This window comes from bacterium (assembly GCA_021372535.1).
Taxonomy (GTDB): domain Bacteria; phylum Latescibacterota; class Latescibacteria; order Latescibacterales; family Latescibacteraceae; genus JAFGMP01.
Map to the genome: position 1 here is coordinate 1 of JAJFUH010000139.1, position 11,924 is coordinate 11,924.

At 51.5% G+C, this 11,924-nt stretch carries 8 protein-coding genes and 1 tRNA gene; 8 read left to right on the plus strand and 1 reads right to left on the minus strand.

The window, feature by feature from the left end; genetic code table 11:
- From LLG96_12600 to LLG96_12615, 4 genes are all read left to right on the plus strand, one after another.
- A partial coding sequence (locus LLG96_12600) for a carbohydrate-binding family 9-like protein (protein ID MCE5251049.1) occupies window positions 1-580 on the plus strand: 580 nt, incomplete at its 5' end.
- Between the two features lie 92 nt (window positions 581-672).
- Complete coding sequence (locus LLG96_12605) at window positions 673-1,782, plus strand: hypothetical protein (GenBank protein MCE5251050.1); 1,110 nt, start codon at window positions 673-675, stop codon at window positions 1,780-1,782.
- A 123-nt stretch (window positions 1,783-1,905) separates the two neighbouring features.
- The gene (locus LLG96_12610) at window positions 1,906-4,686 is read left to right on the plus strand and encodes a DUF1638 domain-containing protein (protein MCE5251051.1); all 2,781 of its coding nucleotides are present in this window, start codon (window positions 1,906-1,908) and stop codon (window positions 4,684-4,686) included.
- A 457-nt stretch (window positions 4,687-5,143) separates the two neighbouring features.
- Window positions 5,144-5,902, plus strand: a complete 759-nt coding sequence (locus LLG96_12615; protein MCE5251052.1) for a prolyl oligopeptidase family serine peptidase — start codon at window positions 5,144-5,146, stop codon at window positions 5,900-5,902.
- A gap of 80 nt (window positions 5,903-5,982) precedes the next feature.
- Here the strand turns inward: LLG96_12615 and LLG96_12620 are convergent, their stop codons facing one another.
- The gene (locus tag LLG96_12620) at window positions 5,983-6,918 is read right to left on the minus strand and encodes a dihydrodipicolinate synthase family protein (protein ID MCE5251053.1); all 936 of its coding nucleotides are present in this window, start codon (window positions 6,916-6,918) and stop codon (window positions 5,983-5,985) included.
- 264 nt (window positions 6,919-7,182) lie between these two features.
- Here LLG96_12620 and LLG96_12625 point away from each other — a divergent pair, with 264 nt between their 5' ends.
- The 4 genes from LLG96_12625 (at window position 7,183) to LLG96_12640 (ending at window position 11,908) form a co-directional block, all read left to right on the plus strand.
- Window positions 7,183-7,464, plus strand: coding sequence for a DUF3098 domain-containing protein (locus LLG96_12625; GenBank protein MCE5251054.1), 282 nt, complete (start codon window positions 7,183-7,185; stop codon window positions 7,462-7,464).
- A gap of 5 nt (window positions 7,465-7,469) precedes the next feature.
- Window positions 7,470-7,547, plus strand: a tRNA-Val gene (locus tag LLG96_12630).
- Between the two features lie 844 nt (window positions 7,548-8,391).
- Window positions 8,392-9,843, plus strand: a complete 1,452-nt coding sequence (locus tag LLG96_12635; protein ID MCE5251055.1) for a DUF362 domain-containing protein — start codon at window positions 8,392-8,394, stop codon at window positions 9,841-9,843.
- A 271-nt stretch (window positions 9,844-10,114) separates the two neighbouring features.
- Window positions 10,115-11,908, plus strand: a complete 1,794-nt coding sequence (locus LLG96_12640; protein ID MCE5251056.1) for a T9SS type A sorting domain-containing protein — start codon at window positions 10,115-10,117, stop codon at window positions 11,906-11,908.
- Window positions 11,909-11,924 lie beyond the last annotated feature (16 nt).

Here is an 11,924-nt window from a genome sequence, read left to right on the forward strand (position 1 = left end):
GAACGCCGAGGTCGGTGCGTTCAAACTGAATGTGACAGGCGAAGAACCGGGGAAAATGACCGCCGTACGGATTGTTTATGACAGCACCTGCCTCTATATCGGATTCGAGTGTCGCGATTCCGATGCCGCAAGCACCGTTACCGGCCGTGACGGCCCTGTTTCCGATGAGGAGTATGTATCGGCCTGCATCGATGCGGACAGCGATTCGATCACCTCTGTGGTCTTCGATATCGCTCCCACCGGCGCGGTGAGCGACGCGTTCGTTCTCAGCCGTGACGATGGCGCGGAGACAAAAATACTCGGATGCTGGAACTGTGAACACCTCAGGACGTCTGTTGTCGTATATGGCGGCGGCGCGGCGCCCGGGACTGATGACCGTTTCTGGACGGTCGAGATGGCGGTGCCCTGGGGGGAACTGTATACCGCTCGTCGCACCCCGCCTTTACCGGGAGATGTGTGGAGCGCAAATTTTTTCCGTGTGGAACTCACCGGAAACCGTGAATACTCGTCATATTCGCCGACGGGAACGGATACTTTTCACAAACCCTCGCGGTTTGCGCGGATTGTTTTCAGAGAATAACACCCGTCAGGCAGCGCTTTCCGGGGAGTAATCGGTTGTTGGTTCTCGTGAATGCAGCTGAAGATATGTCAGATAGAGGAGGAGAATAAACGATGGGACAGGGTAGACAGGCGCTTTATGACCTCATGGAGAAGAGAGTCTCCTGGCCTCCGGTGGTCGTACCGTTCGGGCTCGATCCATTCGGCTGGCACGGCGACCGAGAAAGTTACCGTGAGGTCTGCGATTATGCTCTTGCCAACTGTACCCTGTTGCCGAAAGTGTATCCGCTCAGCCAGCCTCTCGCAGCTGGCAGGGGCGCTGTTGAAATTGTGACCGATATCGAACGTGAGCCGGATGGTACGACTGTCCACCGATACCGGTTGATCGGCGCCGACCGTACGCTCATGATGGAGGAGGTTCAGACTCCGGGAGATTCCTCATGGAAAGCCCGGAAACGGTGGATAGAGGACGAACGCGATTTCGAGTATTTCCTGAGTCTGACCGGTTTTACCTCCGCTCGCCCGGATATCGATGCTGTCAGGCAAAAGGAGCGCCAGGTCGGTGAGCATGGCCTGCCGTACGTGGAGGTTTTCGATCCTTTCTACATGGTATCCGAGATGTTTCACACCGACACGTTTTTTATCAAAACCCGAACCGACACCGACCGTATCGTCCGGCTTATTACGCTCACGGGTGTACGGATTCTCGATGGAATTGAGACACTCTGCCGGGATGCGGGATGCCCGTTCATTCTTCGTCTCGTCGGCGCCGAAATGGCCGTTCCGCCCTTCATGAGCCGTGATGATTTCCTCCGGTTCGAGGGTGACTTTTACCGTGAGGTGTCCGAAATCTCCCGCCGTTATGATGTTCCCGTGGCGTTCCACTGTCATGGTCCCGTCCGTGACATCATGAATGATATCTGGGAGATGGGATATACTTTTATCGAGCCGTTCGAACCGGAGCCCCGCGGAAATGTCACCATCGCGGAAGCGCTTGCCTGTACAAGCGGCAGGGGAGTCGTTTTCGGCGGTATCGACGATGTGATTTTCAATACCGGTGGTCCGGAGGACGTCCGCTCGGCTGTAAAACGCTGCCTCGATAACGCCCGCGATACCGGCGCTCCCTTCATTCTGTCCCAGTCGGCGACCCCGTTTTATGAACCGCTTACCGACTCGGCGAAGCGGAATCTCCTCCTGTTTATGGAACTCGGCACCAAAGGATGACCGGTTCTTGTAAAATTCAACGAATTGAATGAGAAGTAAAAAATTTAGCGCGCGGGTAACTGACTTGCCTGTGTATATCAAACGAGGTGTGCCATACGACGGTTTAAATTCATAGCATGCGGTGTGCTCCGTAAAGAGCTCGATTCGCTCCGTTCGGCGATACCCGGCGATGTGGAACTCATCGAGGTATGGCTCGAACAGGGACTTCACAGGGAGCCGGAGCGGCTCAATTCACTTGTGAGGGAAGAAATTGCATCTTCAGAGGCCCGGAACGAACAGCTCGATGCGATACTCCTCGGTTACGGCATCTGTTCACGCGGCACGGTGGGTGTCACGAGCGATCGTTACAGGATTGTTGTACCCCGCGCTCATGACTGCATAACGCTCTTTCTCGGTTCAAAGGATCGTTATCTCGATGAGTTTTCGAGAGCGCCGGGAACATACTGGTTCACACCCGGTTTTGTGAGCGGCAAGGTGCAGCCGGGTATGTCGGAGAAATATGCCGGAATTTACCAGCTGTACGAAGAGAATTTCGAACAGTACATGGACCGTTTTGGCGACGAGGAATCCGCACGGTTTGTCATCGAGCACCAGGAACAGGCATGGATCAAGAACTATTCACGGGGCGCTTTTGTAGAAAGCGGCCTTCCGGGCGGCGATGCTCTCAGAAAAAAGGCTGCCGCCTTCTGTCTCGCACGGAACTGGCGCTTCGAAGAGGTAACCGGCGATCTCAGCCTGATCCGTGATCTCATATCGGGGAGCTGGGACCCGGAAAGGTTTCTCGTTCTCGAACCGGGGCAGGTTCTTGCGATTGGCGGTATTGACGATGTCATAACCGCCCGTGGAGCGGAAACCGAATCGATAATGTTCGGCGATGACTATATAAAATCCTTTGCATTTAAGCATAACCGTTACCGTGAGGTATCTCCCGGCGAACCGTATAAGCTCCCGGATGAAAAGGATATGGTGATCGGCATCGATGCCGGCGGCACATACACCGACGCCGTGGTGGTGTCTCTCAAGCGCCATAGAGTACTCGCCGCCGCAAAGGCGCCTACGACATACTTCGATCTGGCTGAGGGTGTGCGGCAGGCCCTGCTCAAGCTGCCGAAAAAGCTTCTGAAATCCGCCGGCCGTCTCGCTATCTCGACCACCCTCGCGACCAACGCCATTGTCGAGGAGCGCGGAGGACGCACCGGCATCATCCTGATCGGCTATGAGGAGGATGTCGCCGCCCGGGTCGCCATCGGGGCGGGCGATCTCAAGACCGTTGTCCAGGGACGTCACGATATATACGGCGCGGAGATCGAGCCGCTCGACGAGCAGGCCCTTGTCGAAGCCGCCCGCGCCATGGTGCGGAGAGGCATGGAAGCCCTTGCGGTATCGTCATACATGGGAACGAGAAATCCCGACCATGAAATACGGGCGGAGTCGGTTCTCGCGGATACCTTCGGATTACCCGTCGTGTCGGGGCATGATCTTACGGACGATATCGATTCGGTGCGCCGGGCCATGACCGCGCTCCTGAATGCCCGTCTGCTCCCGGTCATAGAACAGCTTGTCGATTCAATCGAACGGGTGGTTGATGAACTCGGCCTGCCGACTGATGTACGGCTCGTCACAACCGAGGGGTCGCTCATGAATACCGCCGAGGCGAAAAGAAGACCCGTCCGCATGGTGATGTCTGGTCCCGCTGCATCGGTGGAAGGGGTGCGTTTCCTAACCGATACCGATTCCTGTGTCCTCATCGACATGGGCGGCACGACAACCGATATCGCGGTCATCGAAGGCGGAAGCGCCCGCCGAACCGGCCGTGGAACCATTGTGGGACGGTATAAGACCTCGATCCATGCAACCGACATACGGACGCTCGGTCTGGGTGGCGACAGCAGGATCGCCTGGGAACGGGGACGGGTCATCGTCGGCCCGCGGCGTATTCTGCCCATCGGCGTACTCGCTTCGGAATACGGCCAGATTCTCGACCGGCTCGAATCGCTCAGGGGATATTCCGGCTCGGATTACAGTCTCGTCCAGCCGGGAACGTTCTATATGATCCGGCGGAATCCCGGCTCTCTTTCATTTCTGAGCGAACGTGAACGCTTTATCCTTGAACTGCTCGCTGACGGCCCCCTGTCGGAGGTCGATCTTGCGCACCGTCTCGGATATCCGTACTATTCACTGCTCGGAGTCGAACACCTGGAAAAGACGGGCGTAATCATTGCGTCAGGCCTTACACCGACCGATATTCTGACATTCGGAGGCCAGGTAACGATAGGCGACAGAAAAGCGGCTGCCTGCATGCTCGATCTGTATTCGGAGCGGACAGGTCTTGCGGTTGAGGAGTTTATTTCACGTACCCAGGCCGAAATACTGAGGATGGCCTCCTCCGCGATGATCACCGAGGCGCTTTCCGGCAACGGCGACCTGTCGTTCCCCGGATGCCGCTACTGTCATGATACCTTCGGCGCCGATGGCCCGGTTGAGGTTGCCTACCGCCTGAAACCTGCGCTTGTCGGCATCGGCGCTCCGACCCGGCACCTGCTCGAGGGTATGAAACGGTTCCTTGACGCCGGACGGAAAATCTTCCCGAAATGGGGAGAGGTCGCCAATGCTGTCGGCGCCGCTTCCGGCGCGGGAGGGATGCATATCGACATGAGCATCATGCCGGATGGCAGGGGACGGTTCCTGCTCTATGCACCCGAAGGGAAATTTACCTTCCGTACGCTCGACGAGGCTAAAACCGAAGGACTCCGGCTTTCGAGGGACAACGCCCGATCGTACGCCCGTCAGATGGGATATGACGCCTTCAGGCTCGATGTCCGTGTCCGTGACCGGAGCGCCCCGACAGCAAACGCCGGGGAACTTTATATCGATACCTCGATTGTTTCGACGCTGAAATACTGAATCGCGCCATTTCCGGATACCTGTGAACACTGGCAACTCCGGACTTCACCCGACTTATTCATATAATAAAATAGAACGCGGATTTTTGCGGATCAGACGGATTTTCGCGGATTTTATTTATATCTTCTGGATGTTAACGTTTAATAGTTGCTAAAGATTGTATATATATTATGTTCTATAATTTTATCCGGTTATCCAGTTAAGTCAGCTAATATCATTAATCCCCTCGGCTTCGCCGTATCCCCCTTATAAAACAAAGGAGGATGAAAGTGCCCCCCAAGCCGCTCCCGCCTTAACAAGGGGGGATGCCGCAGGCAGGGGGGATCACATACTATCGGGAAAAATTATAGATTCTTATTTATAAGTTTTTATGCTTATCAAACTGAATAACCGGAAAATTTTGTGTCTTCGTGGTTAAATTTTTTTTCATGAATAATCCGGGCTAAAAGGTAGAGATATGCAGTCAATAAAAGCGTGCCTTCGGGCGTTATCCGTTCTCCTTGTGTTTTCCCTTCTTTTCGGTTCATGCGCGCCATCGGTGTCGAAAATTCCGGGTTCATGCCAGCAGCCGTGCAAATTCAGGGGAAAGGCTTCGGCATCGGTCTCGGGCACCTACCTGCTCTATATCCCGGCGCAGTACGATTCGCACAGACGCTGGCCGGTCATCATCTATCTCCATGGTGCTTCACTTCGCGGAAGTTCCATCGATACAATCAAACAATACGGGCTCCCCCTGATACTCGATTCACGCTGTGATTTCCCGTTTATCGTCATTTCGCCCCAGTGCCGCACGGGAAAAACATGGACCGACCCCGAAACGCTCATCGCCCTGCTCGACGAGGTATCCGGGCGCTATTCGGTTGACCCCGACCGTGTCTATGTCACCGGCATCAGCATGGGCGGAACGGGCGCATGGCTTCTGGCATCCCGTCACCCGGAGCGGTTCGCGGCGATCGCGCCGCTCTGCGCCTACAGCGATACATCATGGGCGCCGACCCTGAAGGATGTACCTGCGTGGGTTTTTCACGGCCTCAATGATACTGTCTGCCCCATCAGCGAAGCGGAGGAAATGGTCAACGCCGTTATCACGCACGGTGGCGAGGTGATTTTCAGCGCCTATCCGCTGGATGGGCACAACATTGTAAGAAAAGTATACGGAAACGAACGGCTCTACGAGTGGTTTCTGGAAAAACGAAGGAAAGGGAGCAGGCGATAAATGAAAAAAAAGGAACTGCCCCGATTATGAAGTCAAGGCAATTCCTTATCATTATCATCGTTTTATCTCAATGAGCGATTTTATCCCCGACCGCGGATAAGCGGGATATCGGCATATTCGCACAGTTCCGAGAGAATTGAGTGGAGGCGTTTCTTGCAGCCCTCCGTTTTTGCCTTGTCGGCTTCGGTAAGCGCAACCTTGAGCGGCCCCATATTGAAGCCGCGGACTTCCATCGCCGCCTTGAATCCGGCTGGGAAGGGGACGCTGAACATGGTTCGAATGGCCAGACAGATTGCAAACTGGAGATTCCGGGCTGTTTCGTAGTCGCCGGCGAGGGTCGAGTTATATATCTTCACGATGATCTCGGGGAAGATATTCGCGGTGCCGACCATGGCGCCTTTACCCCCGATCATGGTCGCCGGGAACACGATTTCCTCACGGCCCGCGAGCACATTGACATCCGAGCCGACGAGACGGATTTTATCCATGAAATGAGTGAGGTCGACCATGCTTCCGGAGGAGTCTTTCATCGCCACAACATTGGGAATCATGGAAACGCGCTTTACAAGGTCATAGGAAAGTGGTGTCGAGAACAGCGGTATGTTATACATGATAATGGACATGTCGGGAACCGCCTCCGCAAGCAGCTCGTAATGACGCTCGATAATGTCCTGAGTGACCGTGTAATAATAGGGCGGAGAACAGACGATTCCATCGCATCCGATCTCACGGGCGTATTTTGCGAATTCGATGGATTTCTCGAAATGGCTCGCGGTGACTCCGACAAGCACCGGAACACGGCCCCGTGCGGCTTTCTTCACAACAGTCATGAGACGGCATGCTTCATCCGTCTCCATGTGAACGAATTCTCCGACACTCGACACGGCAAAAAGCATTTTGCACCCGCTGGCGATGCAGAAGTCGACTATATCACCCATAACCTCTTCGTTGATAGACCCGTCCCCGTCGAAAGCAGTGAGCATTGCAGGGGCTATACCTTCCGGTTTATAAAACATTCTGTTCCTCCTGGACACAACCGCTGCCTGAGCCGGTTTATATAAAAGAATCGACCAAATCTGGTGAATGCGAGCCGGGCACGGACAGTGTACGGCTACCGCAACCTGTTGAAATATCTGAATAACATCGTTATCACTCTGATAATGGCTTGAACTTCCAAAATAATGTTTCATGAAAGCAAAGTCAAGCGACTTCAGCCATAAACTCCTTGACTCTGTTATCCTATTATACTATTTTAGGCACGTCAGATAAGGATGAATTGTATGAAGAAAAAAGCTTCCGCGTCAATGGATTTCAGGAAAAATCTCATGCTCTATTATTGCGCTGTCGGCGTGATAATTCTCGGGTATGTTTTTCTTTCCATTGGCGGGGCGAACAGTTTTACATCGCTGACCCTCGGTCCGGTCATTCTCGTTATCGGATACCTCGTCGCCATGCCTGTGGCGCTGTTGTGCGGTATCGGTAAGAAAGAGAGCGGGGGCGATGCTGCTTCCGCTGTGCAGGAACCGGAGAAAAAATCCAGAAAACAGGTTAAATCCGAATAGACCGTGGGCGATTGACTCAGTTGGTTCAGAGTGCCTCCCTTACAAGGAGGAAGTCACTGGTTCGAATCCAGTATCGCCCACCATTATTTTTCAAAACGCCCCTATCAATTCAAAATCGAATTTTTCCTTTCGTTATTATCCCGAAATATCCATAAAAACTGCCTGCATTCGCCTCACCACACTATGTTATGGCGGGAAAACGTGTAAAGTTGCCAATTATCATGATTTCAAGTTTTTGCTTAAGATTGAACTATTTCGTAAAAAATAACCTTAAAGAACTATTTGCCAAAACAGCTCCATTTTCATTAATTACCATAAATTATATATATCTGTATGAAGCAGAATGAAACATCCGATACCGGGCTGCGTTTAAAAAGTACAATCATATATGATTTTAGATTTACGATTTTAGATTTACGATTTTATACATTACGAAATATTTTTATTGTGTTGTTTTTTTGAGATAGATGCCGAAACGAGTTCGGCATGACCGTCATCCTGAACTCGTTTCAGGATCTGATCGCTTGTAACATGCGCAATTATTTATGTCGTCTTACATGGATTTACGATTTATTTGACTCTTTCAAATCGTATTTCGTAAACAGCTTCCGGGGAAAAAAGTATATAGAATAATCTGATTATACAATTGGTGTATAAACCATACGAATAAGATGTATTACACGTTAAAAAATGTCATTCCCATGAAAACGGGAATCCATCATCTATTGCTCATTACAGAGCAATGTTAATACTGGATTCCCAATTCACTTCGTTCTTGGGAATGACAATACTCATACCAAACCTTTAATGATTGTGAACTCATTGAATAACCAGAAAAAAATAAAAAAATTCGCGAAAATCCGCTCTATCCGCGAAAATCCGCGTTCTATCACATGTATGAATAGATCGTGATGAAAAGGAGTTACGATGAAAAGACGGGACTTTATTGAAAAATCGACTGTGGGTACCGCCGGTCTTGCCGCTTCGACCATGTATGAATTATTCGACAATGATAGAGCCTATGCGTTCCCGACAAGCAGGGGCACCGGTATCGAGGAAGCGAATTATCACCTTGAACTCGGCAAGGAAAAGAATATTGAGCCGGTAATACGGGCGGAAATCCTGAACAATCCCCGCGCCGTCTTCCTGATCGAGACCCATGTGGACGCCCGTAAGGATTCCACCGGGCATTACACCGAGGCGGTCGATCAGCTCCGCAATGAAGGAAAACGTATCGCCGGGCAGCTTTTTGTCAGGGGAACGAAAAAGGGCGGCACCACCTTCATTAAACCGAACTTCACCGGTGTACCCGAGCATAAGTTCAACCGCACCAACGGCGTCTACACATCCCCGGACTTCGTGGTGGGTGTCATCGAGCATCTCCGTGACATCGGCAATCCGAACGTGGCCTGCGGCGACAGCCCTATCGATGCCGTGAATCACCGTCAGGGCGGCGTTTACCAAGCCTTCGACCCGTACGGCGTCCTCATGATCGAAGCGGGATACGAGCGATTCGAGCATTACAATAAAAACGAAATCAACTGGAGCGATCCGGTAAAATCTCCCGTCTGGAACCGGATTCCCTACTACAAACCCATATTCGATAAAGACAACTTTCTCATCAACATATCGACCATGAAATGCCATCTGACCGCGCTCACCACTCTCACGGTAAAAAACCTTCAGGGATGCGTCGTCCGTGGGCACGGACAATTCTGCTGGCCCGGCATTCAGCTTGAGCTTCAGTCGGAAACGGCGGGTATCGATTTCAGGCGCGGTTTCCAGAAAGATGCCATCCGTAATGTCGAGGAACTGTTCGTCAAACACCGTGCGGCGGGATTCAAACGGTGGGAGACCAACAAGGATCAGTACGGCGATTATGAAAAATATGTCGAGCTCGGCGGCTACGAGACCTTCAGGAAAGTAGAGAAGGATAAAACCGCCCGTCAGGAATTCCTCAAACAGGTCGGCAGCGTGTTCCGGCAGGAATCATGGATACATCGCGGGCTTGACAATGCGGCGACTCTGAAGCCAAGGCTCAACATCATCGAGGGCATCATTGCCATGGATGGCAACGAGCACGGGTGGTGGAATATCGGCGAGGATCATCTTGTCAACATCGTTGTCGCCGGGTGCTCCCCGTACGAGGTCGATACAGTCGGGAACTACATCATGGGTCATGATCCCCGCGAGATATGGTACACCCGTGTCGCGAAGGAAAAAGGCTATGGGGAGTGCGACCCGGAAAAAATCGAGATTTACCGGATACGTGATAATGGCGAAATCGAGCCGGTGAAAAATCTCACCGGAATCAGACGGTACCCGCTCGGGCTTAACTGGTCAAGGAGCGAGAATCCTGATGAGCGGCTCTTCTGGTAAAATGAGACAACTATTGGTGTAATAATTTTATTAACCCGGAATGTTCATGAAAATATTGAACCACAAAGACACGGAACAGGGGTAATTCATGAATTACCCCTACAATGTTACATCGGTCGGGTACGAAACACAAATCCGCGAAAATCCGCGTTCTATAAAATTTTATGAATAGATCGGGTTAAAAAAGCGTGATAATACTTATGGCAAGTTTTATGATATTGAAGGTTTATGAATGTTTTTATGATTTTTCTCTTTCCTGTCGTGTGAAATTATGAAGAAAATGCTTTCGATTTCATTGTTGTTTTCTTTTGTTACTTCCCCGGCTTTTTCTGCAGATTTTTCACCAACGGTTCTCGGAATATCCGCGCCTTCTTTTGTTCAATATGATTATGACCGGTCGGAACTTGCGATACCCTTTACCATATCGGGTCACCCGGCAAATGTGATTTTCCTCGTATTCACCAGGGATAAGGCATCAAAAATCGGCAGCACTCAAAACGGTTATCTGGGATGGCATTATGTCAACAGAATCGACACATGTTTATTTACCGGTACTCCCCGGCAATGCAGTATCGGCAACAATGTGATCACGTGGGACGGGAAGGATTCCGATGGCGCATATGTTGAAAAGGATGAAAATATATACTATATCTGGGGATTCGATAATGTCGGTTTAAAGACACCCGTAACAAGGCAGATTAAACCCGACCCATGGGGGCGCATCACGGTCATGACAAGGGATGAAAAGGATAACCTTCTTGCGAGGCCGGTTATCTGGGCAGGAAGCGGCGACCGGGGCGGAGGAGGCGCGACAAATACGATACCGCGGGAGCATATCAATAAAAAATGGATAGTCGGTAATGATCCGATGGACGATACACTCATGGAGACCTGTAAATCATATGAAGTATGCGATCCGGGCGGGCTCGCTTTTTTACCGTCGGATTACACGTATTTTTTCAAGTGCGGTCTCAGCAATAAAGGATTCAAGGAATTATTCAAATGGAAATGGGTGCCAAATGGCGATGCCGTGCTTCAGACAAGCTGGGGGGAAGAGGGAAAGTTCATATTTTTCGTATCGTCGCAGAGTTCATGGGAATTCGGTCCGGGTGTCGTGAGCGACGGCGGTTCTTGTCTGCTGGTGACAACCGGCGTCATTTCAGATGATTGCGCGGAATCAGAACTCATCTATGTTGACGTGAATGATGGCACCGAGATTAAAAGATATGATCTTTCGAACTGGTGGATAGACCCGGCGGATGCCGAGAAGGGCGGCCAGGGATCAGGCGGACCGACCGAGCTGAGCATGTGGGGCAGGTATGCTGCAATCGGGGCTCATTCGACCTGTATCAACATGCTCTTCGATGTACAGTATGAGAACGAAGAAGATGCGATTGCATGGTTCAACCAGAACGGCGATTACACCGGCGACCGTAACTTTGAGATCGATTCGGAAAGACCCTGGGTGTGCATTGACGATCAGGTCGGCCCATTCAAGTACAATATCGCGATTGAAAAGAACGGCTTCTCGTTCTTCCCGTCGTTTGGCATAGGCGCTGTATCGTTCGGTCTGTATGCTCCGGATGGCACGGGACTCGGATACCATGCCTTCATGGGTGAAACTGCCAGCCAGAAATACGATATGAGCGTGATTACAGGAGGAACCGCGTACGATGGCATGCTTGTAACCGACCAGCCTGTCGGCGGTACGGGTGAAAGAAACGGATGGTACTGGATCGGCCAAGATTCTTTTAAGGGGGTCATTTCAAGCAAACCCGTCGCTGTCGATGAATCCGCACCGCCTGTATTTACCGTTGCACAGAATTCTCCCAATCCGTTCAATCCCGCGACCACGATCGGATTCACATTACCCGATGCCGGAACTGTTTCTGTCGAGGTGTTGAATGTTAATGGACAAAGGGTCGATACGATAGCCAATGAGTTCATGAGCGCCGGCAGGCATTCGGTTACCTGGAATGCGTCCGGTTTTTCGGCGGGTATATACTTCTATACCGTAAATGCAGACGGATTCTCCATGACAAACAAGATGACACTGCTTAAATAACAGAAGGCACAAGGCA

Excerpts from the sequence above, each read along its gene's own strand:
- LLG96_12635 (MCE5251055.1), top strand. The coding sequence starts at position 8,392 with ATGAAAAGACGGGACTTTATTGAAAAATCGACTGTGGGTACCGCCGGT.
- LLG96_12640 (MCE5251056.1), top strand. The coding sequence starts at position 10,115 with ATGAAGAAAATGCTTTCGATTTCATTGTTGTTTTCTTTTGTTACTTCC.
- LLG96_12605 (MCE5251050.1), top strand. The coding sequence starts at position 673 with ATGGGACAGGGTAGACAGGCGCTTTATGACCTCATGGAGAAGAGAGTC.
- LLG96_12625 (MCE5251054.1), top strand. The coding sequence starts at position 7,183 with ATGAAGAAAAAAGCTTCCGCGTCAATGGATTTCAGGAAAAATCTCATG.
- LLG96_12620 (MCE5251053.1), bottom strand. The coding sequence starts at position 6,918 with ATGTTTTATAAACCGGAAGGTATAGCCCCTGCAATGCTCACTGCTTTC.
- LLG96_12615 (MCE5251052.1), top strand. The coding sequence starts at position 5,144 with ATGCAGTCAATAAAAGCGTGCCTTCGGGCGTTATCCGTTCTCCTTGTG.